The sequence below is a fragment of the Saccharothrix sp. BKS2 genome (genome assembly GCF_047689505.1).
In the GTDB taxonomy this organism is placed as follows: domain Bacteria; phylum Actinomycetota; class Actinomycetes; order Mycobacteriales; family Pseudonocardiaceae; genus Actinosynnema; species Actinosynnema lopnurensis.
On sequence record NZ_JAUQOL010000014.1, the window covers coordinates 138,237 to 154,238 of the forward strand.

15 protein-coding genes and 1 pseudogene are annotated in these 16,002 nt (G+C 75.5%); 7 read left to right on the plus strand and 9 right to left on the minus strand.

Annotated features, from left to right (window positions below; translation table 11 throughout):
* Positions 1-9: 9 nt before the first annotated feature.
* From Q5530_RS28295 to Q5530_RS28305, 3 genes are read right to left on the minus strand one after another with little or no spacing between them, the layout of a single operon-like run.
* Entirely contained in the window at positions 10-756 is a 747-nt protein-coding gene (locus Q5530_RS28295) for a succinate dehydrogenase/fumarate reductase iron-sulfur subunit (RefSeq protein WP_415365849.1), read from the minus strand.
* Complete coding sequence (locus Q5530_RS28300; RefSeq protein WP_415365850.1) at positions 753-2,723, minus strand: fumarate reductase/succinate dehydrogenase flavoprotein subunit; 1,971 nt, start codon at positions 2,721-2,723, stop codon at positions 753-755. The genes Q5530_RS28295 and Q5530_RS28300 overlap by 4 nt, the downstream gene beginning before the upstream one ends.
* 1 nt (position 2,724) lies before the next feature.
* Entirely contained in the window at positions 2,725-3,354 is a 630-nt protein-coding gene (locus Q5530_RS28305) for a succinate dehydrogenase cytochrome b subunit (protein WP_415365851.1), read from the minus strand.
* A 72-nt stretch (positions 3,355-3,426) separates the two neighbouring features.
* Here Q5530_RS28305 and Q5530_RS28310 point away from each other — a divergent pair, with 72 nt between their 5' ends.
* Entirely contained in the window at positions 3,427-4,332 is a 906-nt protein-coding gene (locus tag Q5530_RS28310; protein ID WP_415365852.1) for a LysR family transcriptional regulator, read from the plus strand.
* 174 nt (positions 4,333-4,506) lie between these two features.
* Entirely contained in the window at positions 4,507-5,010 is a 504-nt protein-coding gene (locus Q5530_RS28315; RefSeq protein ID WP_415365854.1) for a GNAT family N-acetyltransferase, read from the plus strand.
* Between the two features lie 140 nt (positions 5,011-5,150).
* Here Q5530_RS28315 and Q5530_RS28320 read toward each other — a convergent pair whose 3' ends face one another.
* Positions 5,151-6,161, minus strand: a complete 1,011-nt coding sequence (locus Q5530_RS28320; protein WP_415365855.1) for a methionine synthase — start codon at positions 6,159-6,161, stop codon at positions 5,151-5,153.
* A gap of 243 nt (positions 6,162-6,404) precedes the next feature.
* On the minus strand, positions 6,405-6,941 hold the full coding sequence (locus Q5530_RS28325; protein ID WP_415365856.1) for a cadmium resistance transporter: 537 nt from the start codon (positions 6,939-6,941) through the stop codon (positions 6,405-6,407).
* A 223-nt stretch (positions 6,942-7,164) separates the two neighbouring features.
* Here Q5530_RS28325 and Q5530_RS28330 point away from each other — a divergent pair, with 223 nt between their 5' ends.
* Both Q5530_RS28330 and Q5530_RS28335 read left to right on the plus strand, forming a co-directional pair.
* On the plus strand, positions 7,165-7,671 hold the full coding sequence (locus tag Q5530_RS28330) for a DUF6584 family protein (RefSeq protein ID WP_415365857.1): 507 nt from the start codon (positions 7,165-7,167) through the stop codon (positions 7,669-7,671).
* 16 nt (positions 7,672-7,687) lie between these two features.
* Positions 7,688-8,563: a serine/threonine dehydratase gene (locus tag Q5530_RS28335; RefSeq protein ID WP_415365858.1), complete on the plus strand. Its 876-nt coding sequence runs from the start codon at positions 7,688-7,690 to the stop codon at positions 8,561-8,563.
* 31 nt (positions 8,564-8,594) lie between these two features.
* On the opposite strand, the gene Q5530_RS28340 is transcribed toward Q5530_RS28335, so the two are convergent.
* The 4 genes from Q5530_RS28340 to Q5530_RS28355 are packed head-to-tail and all read right to left on the minus strand — an operon-like array spanning position 8,595 to position 12,652.
* Positions 8,595-8,954: a hypothetical protein gene (locus Q5530_RS28340; RefSeq protein WP_415365859.1), complete on the minus strand. Its 360-nt coding sequence runs from the start codon at positions 8,952-8,954 to the stop codon at positions 8,595-8,597.
* Between the two features lie 35 nt (positions 8,955-8,989).
* Positions 8,990-10,075: a tRNA 2-thiouridine(34) synthase MnmA gene (gene mnmA / locus Q5530_RS28345; protein WP_380642156.1), complete on the minus strand. Its 1,086-nt coding sequence runs from the start codon at positions 10,073-10,075 to the stop codon at positions 8,990-8,992.
* A gap of 4 nt (positions 10,076-10,079) precedes the next feature.
* Entirely contained in the window at positions 10,080-11,282 is a 1,203-nt protein-coding gene (locus tag Q5530_RS28350) for a cysteine desulfurase family protein (protein WP_415365861.1), read from the minus strand.
* The gene (locus tag Q5530_RS28355; protein WP_415365862.1) at positions 11,282-12,652 is read right to left on the minus strand and encodes an MFS transporter; all 1,371 of its coding nucleotides are present in this window, start codon (positions 12,650-12,652) and stop codon (positions 11,282-11,284) included. Before Q5530_RS28355 ends, Q5530_RS28350 begins: the two co-directional genes overlap by 1 nt.
* A 288-nt stretch (positions 12,653-12,940) precedes the next feature.
* Here Q5530_RS28355 and Q5530_RS28360 point away from each other — a divergent pair, with 288 nt between their 5' ends.
* The 3 genes and pseudogenes from Q5530_RS28360 to Q5530_RS28370 all read left to right on the plus strand — a co-directional run bounded on the left by Q5530_RS28360 (position 12,941) and on the right by Q5530_RS28370 (position 15,998).
* Complete coding sequence (locus Q5530_RS28360; RefSeq protein ID WP_415365863.1) at positions 12,941-13,414, plus strand: enediyne antibiotic chromoprotein; 474 nt, start codon at positions 12,941-12,943, stop codon at positions 13,412-13,414.
* Positions 13,415-13,774: 360 nt separating this feature from the next.
* Positions 13,775-14,728: pseudogene (locus Q5530_RS28365) on the plus strand (BTAD domain-containing putative transcriptional regulator); the annotation flags it as partial.
* A gap of 391 nt (positions 14,729-15,119) precedes the next feature.
* Complete coding sequence (locus Q5530_RS28370; protein WP_415365979.1) at positions 15,120-15,998, plus strand: tetratricopeptide repeat protein; 879 nt, start codon at positions 15,120-15,122, stop codon at positions 15,996-15,998.
* The last annotated feature ends 4 nt before the right edge of the window (positions 15,999-16,002 follow it).

Genomic DNA, 16,002 nt, shown 5'->3' on the forward strand with positions numbered 1-16,002 from the left:
CCCATTGAACTACGCGCCCCGGCGGGTGGTGTGGGCGCGCAGCAGGTCGGCGTTGAGGCGGGCGATGGTGGTCAGCGGGACGCCCTTGGGGCAGGCGGGCGCGCACTCGCCGGTGTTGGTGCAGCCGCCGAACCCCGCCGCGTCGTGCTCGGCCACCATGTCCCGCGCCCGCGACCACCGCTCCGGCTGCCCCTGCGGCAGCACGCCCAGGTGGGTGACCTTGGCGGCGGTGAACAGCATCGCCGACCCGTTCGGGCAAGCCGCCACGCACGCGCCGCAGCCGATGCAGGCCGCCGCCTCGAACGCGGTGTCGGCGTCGGGCTTGGGCACGGGCACCGCGTGGGCGTCCGGGGCGCTGCCGGCGGGCACGCCGACGTACCCGCCCGCGGCCACGACGCGGTCGAGCGCCGACCGGTCCACCACCAGGTCGCGCACCACCGGGAACGGCCCGGCCCGCCACGGCTCCACGGTGACCGCGTCGCCGTCGCGGAAGTGGCGCAGGTGCAGCTGGCAGGCGGTGGTGGCGCGGCGCGGGCCGTGCGCCTCGCCGTTGATCACCACCCCGCACGCGCCGCAGATGCCCTCGCGGCAGTCGTGGTCGAACGCCACCGGCCGCTCGCCGGCGGTGATCAGCCGCTCGTTGAGCACGTCCAGGGCCTCCAGGAACGACATGTCCGGCGACAGGCCGTCCAGGTCGTGGTCGACCAGCCGCCCGGTCGGGCCGTGCTGCCGCCAGATCCGCAGGGTGAGTTTCACGCGTAGCTCCTGGTGGTGGGCGTGACGTGCTCGAACACGAGCTCCTCCTTGTGCAGCACGGGCGGTCGGCCCACGCCGGTGTGCTCCCAGGCGGCGACGTAGGCGTACCGGGCGTCGTCGCGCCGGGCCTCGCCCTCGGGGGTGCAGCTCTCGGACCGGAAGTGGCCGCCGCAGGACTCGGCGCGGTGCAGGGCGTCCAGGCACATCAGCTCGGCCAGCTCCAGGAAGTCGGCCACCCGGCCCGCCTTCTCCAGCTCCTGGTTGAGGTCGTCGCCCTCGGGCACCCGCACCCGCCGCCAGAACTCCTCGCGCAGCTCCGGGATGCGCTCCAGCGCCCCGCGCAGGCCGGCTCCGTCGCGCTCCATGCCGCACTCGTCCCACATCAGGCGCCCCAGTTCGCGGTGGAACGACTCCACCGTGCGGTCGCCCTTCACGGCCAGCAGCGTCTTGAGCCGGCCGCGCACCTCGGACGCCGTGTCGGCCACGGCCGGGTGGTCGGCGGTCACCGGGTCGAACGGCGCGTCGGCCAGGTAGTCGCCGATGACGCCCGGCAGCACGAAGTAGCCGTCCGCGAGGCCCTGCATCAACGCGCTGGCGCCCAGCCGGTTCGCGCCGTGGTCGGAGAAGTTCGCCTCGCCGATGACGTACAGGCCGGGGACGGTGGAGCGCAGGTCGTAGTCAACCCACAGGCCGCCCATCGTGTAGTGCACGGCCGGGTAGATGCGCATCGGCGTGCGGTAGGGGTCGTCGCCGGTGATGCGCTCGTACATCTCGAACAGGTTGCCGTAGCGCTGCCGCACCACGTCGCGGCCGAGGCGGTGCAGCGCGTCGGCGAAGTCCAGGTACACGCCGCGCTGCCCGTCGGAGGCGTTCTTCGCGGCGCGGGAGGCGATGTCGCGGGGCACCAGGTTGCCGAAGCTCGGGTACAGGCGCTCCAGGAAGTAGTCGCGCTCGGCTTCGGGGACGTCGCCGGGCGGGCGGCGGTCGTGCCGGTCGCGCGGCACCCACACGCGGCCGTCGTTGCGCAGCGACTCGCTCATCAGGGTGAGCTTGGACTGGTGGTCGCCGCTGACCGGGATGCACGTCGGGTGGATCTGGGTGAAGCACGGGTTGGCGAACAGCGCGCCGCGGCGGTGGGCCCGCCAGATCGCGGTGGCGTTGCAGCCCTTGGCGTTGGTGGACAGGTGGAACACGTTGCCGTAGCCGCCGGTGGCGAGCACGACGGCGTCCGCGAGGTGCGTGGTCACCTCGCCGGTCACCAGGTCGCGCGCCACGATGCCGCGGGCCCGGCCGTCGACCACGACCAGGTCCAGCATCTCGGTGCGCGCGTGCACCGCCACGCGCCCGGCGGCCACCTGGCGCTCCAGGGCCTGGTAGGCGCCCAGCAGGAGCTGCTGCCCGGTCTGGCCGCGGGCGTAGAAGGTGCGGGAGACCTGGGCGCCGCCGAAGGAGCGGGTGTCGAGCAGGCCGCCGTACTCGCGGGCGAACGGCACGCCCTGCGCCACGCACTGGTCGATGATCTTCGCGCTGATCTGCGCGAGCCGGTGGACGTTCGACTCGCGGGAGCGGAAGTCGCCGCCCTTGACGGTGTCGTGGAACAGCCGCCAGACGCTGTCGCCGTCGTTGCGGTAGTTATTGGCGGCGTTGATGCCGCCCTGCGCGGCGATGCTGTGCGCGCGGCGCGGGCTGTCCTGGTGGCAGAACGAGTCGACGCGGTAGCCCAGTTCGGCGAGCGTCGCCGCGGCCGAGCCGCCGGCCAGGCCCGTGCCGACCACGATCACCGCGCGGTCGCGCCGGTTCGCGGGGTTGACCAGGCGCGCGGAGAAGCGGCGGCGGTCCCAGCGGTGCTCGATCGGGCCGGCGGGCACGCGGTGGTCGTGGAGGGGCGCGCCCTCGGTGTACCGGCCCTCGGCGTGGGCGTTCTCGGCGTGGGCGTTCTCGGCGTGGGCGTTCTCGGCGTGGGACATCTCAGCTCACCAACCCGGTGAAGACGGCGAAGGGGACGGACAGGAACCCGGCCGCGACGACCACGGCCACGGCGAGGCCGATCGCGCGCGAGGTGGTGACGCCCAGGCTGCGGGTCGCGCTCCACACGCCGTGGCGGATGTGGAGGGCGAGGGCGACGACCGCGGCGGTGTAGGCCAGCACCACGTACCAGTGCCGGAAGTCCGCCGTCACGTTCGCGTGGATCTCGCCGGGCACGCCGTGCGGGTTGAGCCACCCGGCGGTCAGGTCGAGCAGGTGGTAGACCACGAACAGGGCGATGACCACGCCGCCCCAGCGCATGGTGCGGGCCGCGTAACCGCCCCGGACGGGCCGCCGGTGGGCGTAGCGGCCGCGAGCCCGGCGGGCCCGCGCGGTGAGTTGGCAGGCGGCGGTGAAGTGCAGCGCGACGGCCGCGAGCAGGGCGATCCTGGTCGGCCACACGGCCCCGACCTCGCGCAGCCACCGGCCGTAGCCGTCGATCGCCGCCGGGCCGGAGAAGAACGTGAGGTTGCCGATCATGTGCGCGAAGACGTAGAGCAGCAGCACCGCGCCGGTGACCGCCATGACGGCTTTCTTGCCGACGGTGGTGCGGTAGAGCCGGATCGTGTCCACGCGTCAGACGCTAGGAACGCCGGCGACGAGTCGTCCAATACATCGTGGGCTGGTTGACGATAGTCTGACGCTATGACGCTCCAGCAGCTCGCGTACTTCCTGGCCGTGGCCAGGACGCGGCACTTCACCAGGGCCGCGGCGGAGGAGCGTGTGGCGCAGCCCTCACTGTCCAAGCAGGTCCACGCGTTGGAGAAGGAGCTGGGCGCGGCGCTGTTCACCAGGGCGCGCGGCAACATCTCGCTGACGCCCGCGGGCGAGGCGCTGCTGCCGGTGGCGAGCCGCATCCTGTCCGATGTGGACACCGCGCGGCTGGAGGTGGCCGAGCTGGTGGGGCTGCGGCGCGGGCGCGTGCGGGTGGGCGCCACGCCGAGCCTGTGCGGCAGCCTGTTCGCGGACGTGATCAAGCGCTACCACGACGCCTACCCGGGCGTGCGCGTGTCGGTGACCGAGGGCGGGTCGCGGGACCTGGTGGCCGCGCTGGAGGCCGGTGGGCTGGACCTGGCGCTGGTGATCGTGTCGCCGGCGGACGCGGACCGGGCGCTGACCGTGGTGCCGGTGCTGCGGGAGGAGCTGGTGGTGGCCTCGGCGGCGCCGCTGGACGTGTCCCGGATGCGGTGGACCGACCTGCGCGAGCAGCCGCTGGTGATGTTCCGGCCCGGGTACGACCTGCGGGAGACCACGCTGGCCGCGTGCCGGCGGGCCGGGTTCGAGCCGGTGTTCGCGGTGGAGGGCGGGGAGATGGACGCGGTGCTGCGGTTCGTGGAGGTCGGGCTGGGCGTGGCGATCGTGCCGTCGACGGTGCTGGCCGCGCGGTCGCTGCACGCCACGCCGCTGACGCCGGGGGCGGGGCGGACCATCGCGCTGGCCCACCGCACCGACGTGGCGCCGACGTCGGCCGGGCGGGCGTTCCGGGAGGTGCTGCTGGGGTTCCTGCGCGGCGCCGACCTGCCGGCCGGCGTGCACGCGGTGGTGTCGTGAGGGGTGGTGTCGCGGGCTGTGGTCTGGCGGGCGGCGCTGTCGCGGGCGGCGCTGTCGCGGGCTGCGGTGTCGCGGGCTGCGGTGTCGCGGGCTGCGGTGTCGCGGGCTGCGGTGTCGCGGGCTGCGGTGTCGCGGCTGAGACCTCCCGGCCTACGGGGTCGTAAGCTGCCCGACGTGCTGATCAGACGCGAAACGCCCGCCGACGTCGAGGCGATCCGGGCCGTGACCGGGGCCGCGTTCGCGGCGAACCCCGGCGGGGAGGCGCGGTTGGTCGACGAGCTGCGCGCCGACACCGGCTGGATACCCGCGCTGTCCCTGGTCGCCGAGGCGGACGGCGAGGTCGTGGGGCACGTGGTGTGCACGCGGGCTTCGGTGGACGGCGCACCGGCGCTCGGGCTGGGACCGTTGAGCGTGCTGCCCGCGCGGCAGCGCACCGGCGTGGGCAAGGCCCTGGTGCACACCGCGCTGGGCGTGGCGGACGGACTGGGCGAGCCGCTCATCGTCCTGCTGGGCGACCCGACCTACTACTCGCGCTTCGGCTTCCGCCCAGCCTCGACCCTGGGCATCACACCCCCGATCCCGGAGTGGGCCCCGCACTTCCAGGCCCGCCCCCTGTCCTCCTACCACCCGGCCCTACGCGGCACCTTCCACTACGCCCACCCCTTCACCACCCTCTGACCCCGCGCGAGTCGAACACTCAGGACCATCGTGTCGAACACTCAGGACCACTGAGTTCAACACTCAGGACGTCCCGAATGTAGAACTCGGGGGTCACGAAGGTTCGACACGGTGGGCACGAGTGTTCGACTCGCGGGGGGTTACCAGGTTTCGGGGGGTTCGGCGAAGGCTTTGGCCAGGTCGCGGGTCAGGGTCAGGGCGCGGCGGGGCCACGAGGCGGTGGCGCCGGCCAGGCCGCAGGTCGGGGTGGGGACGGCGTGGGTGGCGAGGATGTCGCGGGGGAAGCCCAGGCGGTCCACCAGGTCCAGGGCCGGTTGGGCGGTGGACCTCGGGGTGGGTGGGGTGCGGGGGTCGGTGGAGGGGGTCAGGCCCAGGAAGAGGTGGGTCTTCTCCTCCCACGCCTCGCCGATCTCGTCCCAGCTCGTCCCGTCCAGCGCGGTCAGGTCGAACGAGACGGCACGCGCGCCCGACCGGCGCATCAGGGTGATGGGCGGGCGCGGCGCGCAGCAGTGCACGACCACGTCCGCCTCGATCGCCTCGACGACGGCCTGGAGGGTGGCCAGGGCGTCGGGCTCGGGCACGGCGGCGACCGTGCCGAGCTTGGACGGCGTGGGCAGCAGGCCGCGCAGCACGGCGGGCAGCGCCGGTTCGTCCAGCTGCACCACGACCCGCGCGCCGGTGCGCTTGGCGACCTCGGCGACGTGCCGGTTCAGGCCCTCGACCAGCGACGCGGTGAACTCGCGCAGCGCGCCCCGGTCGGTGAGCACGCGGTGGCCGCGCAGCAGCTCGACGCTCGCGGTGAGCGTCCACGGCCCGGCGGCCTGGACCTTCACCACCGCCGGCGGCGCGGGCTCGGCCGCCTCCTCGAACGCGTCGAGGTCGCGGCGCATCAGGTCCACCGCCCGCCGGTGGTCCCGGCCGGGGTGGGCGGCCGTCCGGTAACCGGAGGGGACCACCTCGACCGGCAGGTCCACCAGGAGACCGGCGGTGCGGCCGATCATGTCCGCGCCGACGCCCCGGGCGGGCAGCTCGGGCAGGTGCGGCAGGTCGGGCAGCTCGCCGAGCACCACGCGAGCGGCTTCGAGGGGGTCGGTTCCGGGCAGCGAACCGATGCCGGTCGCGGTGCCGGCGGGCCAGGGCAGTGGATCCACCCGCCCAGTCTTCCACCCGCCGGTTCGGGCGGGTGTGCGACGAAGAGGTCTAGACCCATTGACGCGGTGGTCTAGGCCACCTACCGTCACCTTGTCGGTGCCGACGGTGGCGAGGGCACCGCCGAGACCGTGGTGTGGGGGCGTGCCGCGCCCCACGCTCCCGCACCACTCCCACCCCGTCCGCACTGCCCGGTCCCGGTACGGGTTCACCACCACCTCCAGGGGCTTCACCGGCTGACGGCCTCAGCCGAGCAGGATCAGCACGCCGATGGCGATCAGCACGACCGGCAGCACGACGTGACCCCGGCGGCTCAGGGCGCGGGCCACCGGTGGGCGCGTGGCGAACCACCGGCCGGCCGCGCACCAGACCGCGACCAGCACCAGGAAGACGACCACGTACGGCACGACACCCGCGGTGGCGAAGACCGGCACGTAGACGCCGATGTTGTCGCCGCCGTTGGCGAAGGTCACCGCCGCCACGCCCAGGGCGCCGGTCGCGGTCGGCTCGTCGTCGTCACCGCCGCCGCGCCACGCCCGCCACGCCGCCCGCAGGCCCAGCGCCAGCGGCAGCAGGCCCAGCCACGGCAGCGCCGACGGCGGCAGCAGGGTCGCGCCCAGGGCGGCGGCCACCGCCACCGCCAGGATCGCGGCGAACCCCGCGTACTGGCCGAGCACCACCCGCCACGGCGGCACGCCGCGGGCGAAGAACAGGGCGAGCAGCACGAGGTCGTCGACGTTGGTCACGGCGAACAGGCCGGCGGCGCGGAGGACGTCCAACACCGGGCGAACCCCAGGGTGCCGACCACGGACCCCGCGGACCCGCTCGCCAACGACCCCGCCCCCACCGCGCTCGGCACCCGCACCGTGCGCCGGGGCGACGAGGTGGTGGCCGACGCGGTCCGGGGGTGAGGGGCCGGACCGGACCCGATCGGGCCGGATTTCGCCCGCCGACACGGCGGTCACCGGAGCGCCCGTGGTTGCCCCGGCTGGAACGATGTCCGTCATGCCTGTCGAGCTGACGCTGCACAAGGCCGCCGAGGAGGTCGAACGCGGCGACCTGGCCAGCGTGCTCCGCGCCCGGCAGCGCCTGGTCGGCCTGGTCACGAGCTTCCCGGACCGGCTGGACCTGCGGGACCGCCTCACGCAGGTCTACCGGCTGCTCGGGGACGCCGCCCAGGCGGGCCGGTGGAGCTACCTGTCCGAGGACCGCGACGAGACCGAGGTGGCCGCGTTCGAACGCGCCTACCGCACCCCGATGGCGCGATTAGCGGCCCTGAACTGGACCGGCGGCGAGCGGGCCGCCGCGACACCGGTCGCGCGCGACCGGCTGGTGGCGCTCCAGAGCGCGGCGAACGTCCAGCTGCGCGCGGAGCTGCTGGTCACCGACGACCGCGACTCCTCCTGGGGCACCAACGTGCTGGTGCTGCTCGGGCTGGTGGTCGCGCTGCTGTGCTTCGTGGTCGGCGCGGTGACGCTGGTCATGGGGGCCTACAGGTGGTTGGCCGGGTGAGCGCATCCTGGGGGGCATGAACCCCGACGTAGCCGCCGCCGCGGACCGCATCCGCCCCTACGCCCGCCGCACGCCGCTGTGGCGCGCCGAGGTCGACGGCCGACCCCTCGTGCTCAAGCTGGAGCACCTCCAGCTCACCGGCTCGTTCAAGCTGCGCGGCGCGCTGAACGCGCTGCTCACCGCGGACTCACCCGATCGCGTGGTCACGGCGTCCGGGGGCAACCACGGCCTGGGCGTGGCCGAGGCCGCGCGGCAGCTGGGCCTGCCCGCCACGGTGTTCGTGCCGGTCGGCGCGCCGGAGGGCAAGGTGCGGCGGATCGAGGCCGCGGGCGCCAAGCTGATCCGGCACGGCCAGACCTACGCGGAGGCCGTGCTGGCGGCGCGGCAGGCGCCCGGGTACTACGTCGAAGCCTACGACTCCCCCGCCGTCATCGCCGGTCAGGGCACGGTCGCCGCCGAGGTCGTGGCCGACGCGCCGGACGTGGACGTGATCGCGGTGGCCGTCGGCGGCGGCGGGTTGGCGGCGGGCACGGCGCTCGGGGCGGACGGGCGGCTGACCGCCGCGGTCGAGCCGGAGCGCTGCCGCGCGCTGAACCACGCGTTCGAGGCGGGTCGGCCGGTCGACACGGAGGTGGTCTCGGTGGCGGCGTCGGCGCTGGGCGCCACGCGCGTGGGCGAGGTCCCGTTCGAGGTGCTCCGGGCGCACGACGTGCGGTCGGTGCTCGTGTCCGACGCCGAGCTGCTGGCCGCCCGCGACCGCCTCTGGGAGGAGTTCCGGCTGGCCGTGGAGCCGGCGGCGGCCGTGCCGTTCGCGGCGTGGCTGGCCGGGCGCGTGCCCGGCGGGACGGCCTGCGTCGTCCTCTGCGGCGCGAACACGGACTGGACGCCGTGAGGCCGCACCGGGCCCCACGGCGCCCCGACCCCTAGCGACCCCGGTGCGGGGCCGGGCAGTACCCGACCGACAGGTCCTCGCCCAGGCGGCGGCGCGCCACCCGGTCGTCCGACCCCCGCACCTGCGCCGGCACGTCGACCTCGACCACCGGCACCAGCTGTTCCACCCGCTCCACCAGCGCCTCCACCCGGACCAGCAGGTCGGCCCACTCGGCCCGGTGCCGACGCTCGCGGACGACCCACTGCAACGTCCGCGCCTCGGCCCGCAGCCGCTCGTGCTGCTCGGCCGTCAGGCGTTGCGCCGACGGGTGGTCGACCTTGCTCCCCAGCACACCCACGCGGATTGCGACGTCCGCCAGCGAGCGGCGGCGTCGTTCGTTGTCATGTGGCACACCCGCAGTGTGTCAGGCCGCACCGACAAAATCCGTCAACCGGTCGAGCTGATCGTGGCGCTCGCCAGGACCAGGTCGCCCGCCTCGGCGTCCGGCCGGTACACCGCGACGGCCTGACCGGGTGCGACGCCGCTGAGCGGCTCGCGCAGGCGAACCCGCAGCTCATCGCCCACGAGTTCGGCCACGGCGGGCGCCAGGCCGCCGTGCGCGCGCACCTGCGCCACGCACTCCACCGGGCCCTCGAACTCGACCCGGGTCACCGGCCGGCGCGCCACGATCTCGGTCACCTTCAGCCGTTCGGCCGAACCGACCCGGACCGTTCCGGTGATCGGTTCCAGCGACAGCACGTAGCGGGGTCGCCCGTCGGGTGCGGGCGCGTCGATGCCCAGGCCCTTGCGCTGGCCCACGGTGAACTCGTGCACGCCCGCGTGCCGCCCGAGCACCGCGCCGGTGGTGTCGTCGACCAGCAGGCCCGGCTGCTCGCCCAGCCGCCCGGCCAGGAAGCCCCGGGTGTCGCCGTCGGGGATGAAGCAGATGTCGTGGCTGTCGGGCTTGCGAGCGACCTGGAGCCCGCGCCGCTCGGCCTCGGCCCGCACCTCGGTCTTGGTCGAGCCGCCCAGCGGGAACATCGCGTGGGACAGCTGCTCGCGGGTCAGCGACGCCAGCACGTAGGACTGGTCCTTGCCGTCGTCGGCCGACCGGCGCAGCTCCACCCGGCCCCCGGCGGTGGACAGGCGGGCGTAGTGCCCCGTGCACACCGCGTCGAAGCCCAGCGCGACCGCCTTGTCCAGCAGCGCCTCGAACTTGATCTTCTCGTTGCACCGCAGGCACGGGTTGGGCGTGCGACCCGCCGCGTACTCGGCGACGAAGTCCTCCACCACGTCCTCGGTGAACCGCTCCGCGAAGTCCCACACGTAGAACGGGATGCCGAGCGCGTCCGCGGCGCGCCGCGCGTCCCGGGCGTCCTCCAGCGTGCAGCAGCCCCGCGCGCCGGTGCGCAGCGTGCCGGGCTTGGCCGACAGCGCCAGGTGCACGCCGGTCACGTCGTGCCCGGCCTCCACCGCCCGCGCCGCCGCCACGGCGGAGTCCACCCCGCCGCTCATCGCCGCCAGCACCCGCATGCCGTCACACCTCCGCAGTCGTCCGCCGCCCGGTCCCACCGCCGGCCAGCCGCCGCAGGCCGGCGATGCCCGCCGTGCGGGCGCGCTCGACCACCGGGCCGATCACCCCGACCAGCTCGTCCACCTCGGCGCGCGTCGAGGTGTGCCCGAGGGAGAACCGCAGCGAGCCGCGCGCCCGCACCGGGTCCACGCCCATGGCCAGCAGCACGTGGCTGGCCTGCGCCACGCCCGCCGTGCACGCCGAGCCGGTCGAGCACTCGACGCCCTTGGCGTCCAGCAGCATCAGCAGGCTGTCGCCCTCGCACCCGGGGAAGGTCAGGTGCGCGTTGCCGGGCAGCCGGTGCACCGGGTCGCCGTTCACCGCCACGTCCGGCACCACCCGCCGCACCCGCTCCACCAGCTCGTCGCGCAGCGCGGCCAGCTCGACCGCCGCGCGCGGCTGGCCGTCGACCGCGTGGCGCACGGCCGCCGCCAGGCCCGTGATGGCCGGCACGTCCAGCGTGCCCGAGCGCACCTCGCGCTCCTGGCCGCCGCCGTGCAGCAGGGGCGTGGTGGCCACGTCGCGGCCGAGCAGCAGCGCGCCGACGCCGTAGGGCCCGCCGATCTTGTGGCCGGTGAGGGTGAGCGCCGAGGCGCCCGAGGCGGCGAAGTCCACCGGCACCGCGCCCACGGCCTGCACCGCGTCGGTGTGGAACGGCACCGAGCGCGCCGCGGCCAGCTCGGCCAGCTCGCGCACCGGGTTGATCGTGCCGACCTCGTTGTTCGCCCACATCGCGGTGACCAGGGCGACGTCGTCGTCCAGCGCGTCGGCCAGCGCCTCGGGCCGGACGCGGCCGAGCCCGTCCGGCTCCAGCCAGGTGACCTCGGCGCCCTCGTGGTCGGCCAGCCACTGCACCGCGTCCAGCACGGCGTGGTGCTCGACCGACGAGGCCACCACCCGCGTGCGGCCGGTCGCGCGGCGGGACCAGTAGACACCCTTGACGGCGAGGTTGTCGCTCTCCGTGCCGCCGCTGGTGAAGACGACCTCGGAGGGGCGCGCGCCGAGCGCGTCGGCGATGTCCTCGCGGGCCTCCTCGACCGCCCGCCGCGCCCGCCGCCCCGAGGTGTGCAGCGACGAGGCGTTGCCCGTGGTGGACAACGCCCTCGTCATCGCCTCGATCACCTGCGGCAGCGCGGGGGTCGTGGCGGCGTGGTCGAAGTAGGCCATCAGCGTTCCAGGGTAGCCGGGCGCAGCCGTCCGGCCAGCACCGCACCGAGCACCGCCAGCCCCGCCATCAGCAGGTCGAACGGCAGCACGGCGGCCGTCGGCGCGTCGGCGGAGGCCACCGCGGCGACCAGCACCCCGCCCAGGCCGACCAGCAGCGCCGAGCCGAGCATGTCGCTGATCTGCAGGGCCGAGGAGTTGAAGCCCCGGTCGACGTCGGAGGACGCCGCCAGGGTGAGCACGCTCAGGCTCGACATCGCCATCCCCATCCCGGCGCCCGCGACCGCCCACAGCACCGGCGTCGCCCACGCCGGGCCCCAGGAGGGTGCGATGAGCGTCACGCCCGAGATACCCGCGGCGCTGAGCACGAACCCCCAGCGGACGAACTCCTCCCGCGGTCGGTCCGGCCGACGGGACTGCCACCAGGCGGCCGAGGACCAGCCGAGCGCGCTCAGGGTGAGCGGGATGCCGGCGGCGATCGCCGAGTACCCGTGCACGGCGGTCAGGGTCAGCGGGATGAACGCCTCGACGGCGAAGAACGACCCGGCGAGCAGGCCGCGGGCCAGGATCGTCATGGGCAGGCCGGGGCGGGCGGTGAGGGTGCCCCGGGGCAGCAGCACGCGCAGGGCGGGCACCAGCGCGACCAGGCCGGCCAGCCCGACCAGCAGGTTCAGCCCGCGCGGGTGCTGCGCGGCCCAGCTGAGCGCGGCGACCCCGCCGCCCGCGCCGAGGGCCGCCAGCGGCAGGCCGGGCCGGGTGTTCCGGTCGGGGGTGTGCGGCGGCAGGCCCCGCAGCACGGGCACCACCAGGAACACGCCGACCAGCACGAACGGCGCCAGGCCGAGGAACACCCAGCGCCAGCTCAGCACCTCGGTCAGCCACCCGGACAGCGCCGGGCCGACCAGCGAGGGCACCACCCAGGCCGAGGCGAGCAGCCCGAACACGGCGGGCCGGTCGCGTTCCGGGTGGACCAGGGCGATCAGCACGTAGACGGCGACCACCTGCGCCCCGCCGCCCAGGCCCTGGAGCACGCGGCCGATCAGCAGCTGGGCCATGTCCTGGGCGGCGCCGGCGACGAGCAGGCCGACCAGGAACAGCGCGGGGCCGATCAGCAGGGAGGGACGCGGACCGCGCAGGTCGCTCAGCCGGCCGGACAGCACGGTGGCCACCACGCTGGCGGCGAGGAAGGCCAGGAACGGCCAGGCGTACAGGTCCTTGCCGCCGAGGTCGGCGACCATGCGCGGCATCGCCGTGGAGACGCCCATGTTCTCGAACGCGAGGAGGGTGACGAGCAGCACCATCCCGACCGTCGGGCCCCTCCGCTCGGCGCCCCAGAGGTCGCTCTTCCCGGTCGGGGTCCCCGTCGTCGTCACGGGTCAATGGTTCAACCTCCACCTCGGTCGAGGTCAAGGCAATATGACGCAAAGCGCCCCGGCCAGGCCGGCGGTTCCGGGAATTCCCGACAAAACCCCGACTCGACCGCATCAGGTGACACACGTCGGGGTGGTCCCTCCGCACGCGTGGCGTGTCCCCCCGCTCCAGGGGGCAACTCCCCAGTCACCATCCGCAACACGCCTGGATGATCCGGCGCCTCGCCGTCGTCCCGGTGGATCACCAGAAGTGAAGATCGATCAGCTGCACCGGAGTTCGGAGGACAACTCATGAAGACCCACACCAGGACCACCCGGTTGACGGCCGGGCTCGCCACCGCGGCGGCCCTCGGCCTGGCGCTGGCGGCCGCGCCGACGGCGGTCGCCCAGCCGCTCGGCGCCGAGCCCCTCAGCGCCGAGCCGGCGATCACCGTGAACCCCTCCACCGACCTGCCCTCGGTCGCCCGCGTGACGGTCGACATCTCCGGCTTCGAGCCCGAGGAGGCCGTGTTCGCGCAGCAGTGCGCGCAGGTGGCGCAGGGCTCCTTCGCCTGCGCCCACAAGTCCATGCAGTCGGTGACCCTGGACGAGAACGGCGCCGGCACGGCCACGGTGACCGTGCGCCGCGTGTTCGAGGGGTACGACGACAGCAGCGACCTGGTCGGCGACATCGACTGCGTGACCGTCGAGCTGGGCTGCTTCGTGGCCGTCGCCAACGTCGAGGGCGGCACCGGTGAGATGATCTACTTCGACGACCGCCGCTAGGAGGCGCCCCGGACCGCCGCCGAGCGCCGCGGCCCGGGGAGCGCGGGTCGGCCCGGACCGGTGGCCCCGTGCCGGTGGGAGGCGGTGGGACGCCGCCGCCGCCCGACCAGCCGGTGGGTCACGCGATCCGGGCCACGACCGGGATCGGCACTTCCGGAAGTCGTACCAGTCCCGGTCGGGCAGGTAGCCGGTGCACCAGAGCCCGCTGCCGTTGACCCGCACGTCGACCCGCCGGTACCCGGTGGCCGGGTCGACGTGGACGTTGCAGGTCCGGTCGGCACGCCCGTTGGCCGGCCGGCGCGGCGACCGCGGTCGGGCCGGTCAGCGCCGCCGCAGCCGCCGCGACGAGCACGAGCGCGCGTGCTCCGCGGGTTCCGATCATGGTGTTCAGGCCGAGCGCGACCGGCTCGCCCAGGAGCGGCTGTCCGCCCAGCACGACCTGGTCGACACCCGGCTGCGCCCGGGGCACGGCGCGCACCTCGTGGTCGAACTCGCCGAGCGCACCGCCGCCCACCCCTGGACGAACGCGTCGCCGGCCAGCACCTGCCGGCCCTGCACCAGGCCGGGCGCACCGCCGACGCGCTGGAGCACTACCGCCGGGTCCACGCGCGACTGGCCGACGAGCTGGGCACCGACCCGGGCGCCGCGCTGCGGGACCTGCGCCACCGGCTCCTGACCGGGAACCCCGGCGCGGGAGCACCGCGGCCCGAAGCCCGCCCGGCCACCGCCGGCATCGCCCAGCTGCCGGCCGCGCCGCGGAGCTTCGTGGGCCGGGACGAGGCGCTGCGCGCCCTGGGCGGGGCGCCCGAGGAGGCCGGCGGCGCGGTGGCGCACGTCCTGACCGGCACCGCGGGCGTGGGCAAGACCGCGCTGGCCCTGCACTGGGCCCACCTCAACCGGGCCCGCTTCCCCGGCGGGCAGCTGTTCGTGAACCTGCGCGGGCACGGCGCCGGGACGCCGCTGACCGCGCGGCAGGCGCTGGAGGAGCTGGTGCAGGCGCTGGAGGTCGACCCGGCCCGGCGACCCGCCGGCGTGGACGGCGCCGCTGCGGTCTACCGCTCGGCGCTGGCCGACCGGCGGGTGCTGGTGCTGCTCGACGACGCCGTGGACGCGGGTCAGGTCCGCCCCCTGCTGCCCGGCACACCGGACTGCGCGGTGGTGGTGACCAGCCGGAACGGGCTCGACGGCCTGGTGGCCCGCGAGGGCGCCCGGCAGCAGCGGCTCGACGTGCTCGGCGCCGGGGACGCGGCCGCGGTGCTGGACCGGGTGGTCGGCGGGGCGCGCGTCGCCGCCGAGCCGGGGGCGGCCGGCGAGCTGGTGCGGCTGTGCGGCGGCCTGCCGCTCGCCCTGCGCGTCGCCGCCGCGCACCTGGCCGCCCAGCCGAACCGCTCGATCGGGGACTACGTCACCGAGCTGCGCGGCGGCGACCGGCTCGCCGCGCTGGAGCTGCCCGACGACCCGACCGCCGCCGTCGGCGCCGCCATCGGGCTGTCCTACGCGGCCAGGGCCCCGTCGACGCGGCGGGTGTTCCGGCTGCTCGGGCTGGCGCCGGGACCGGACACGACCGCGCCGGCGGTCGCCGCGCTCGCGGACGTCGCGCCCGCCGACGCCGAGCGCCGTCCTGCACCACTACACCGGCACGCTGGCCACGGCGTTCCGGCACCTGCGCCGGGCCGACGAGATCGCCGGCGCCCACGCCACCTGCCTGGTCCACGCCGGCGCCGTCCTGGTCAACCTGGGGGCCACCGCGCTCAAGCTCGGCCGCCCGGCCGAGGCCGTGGAGCACTTCACCAGGGCGCGGGCCGCGCAGGAGGCGTCCGGCCACGACCGGGGGCGCGGGGCCGCGCTGCTCGGGCTGGCCGAGACCCACCCGCACCTCGGACGGCTCAAGGACGTGGACGCCCTGCTCGACGTGGTGGCCCCGCTCGTCCGGCGGGTCCAGGTCGGCCACGAGACCGCGTGGTACCTGGAGGTGCGGGCCAGGCTCATCGCCCTGCGGGGCGACCTCGACCACGCCGCGGAGCTGCTCGACCAGGCGGTGGAGGCGGGCAAGGGGCACCACGCCGTCGCGGTCGACACGCGGAACACCCTGGCGGGCGTGCAGTGCCTGAGGTCGCGGTTCGACGAGGCCGAGTCCTGGCACCGGCGCGCGCTCACCGCCGCCGACTCCTCGCACTACCGGCAGGGGCGGATCGACGCGCTGCTGGGCCTGGCCGCGGTGCACCACCACCGCGGCGACCCGACCCGGGCCGTCGAGGACGCCGGCGCGGCGCTCGACCTGGCCGTCCGCACCGGTCACCGGCACCAGCAGGGACGCGCCCACGCCACCTCGCGGCGGCCCACCTGCGCCGGGGCGACCACCGGGCCGGCACCCACCACGCCGAGCGGGCCCGGTCCGCCCACGGCGGGACGGGGCACCTCCTGGGTGAGGCGCAGGCCCTGCTGCTGCTGGGCGAAACGGCCGGGCACGACGGGGAGGCGGGCCGCGCGTCGGCACCTGCGGCGGGCCGAGCAGCTCCTGGCCGCGATCGGGCTGCCCCGGGCCGGTCTCGCGGGGGCTTGGGAGGTGCGGCCACGCGCCTGAGCGG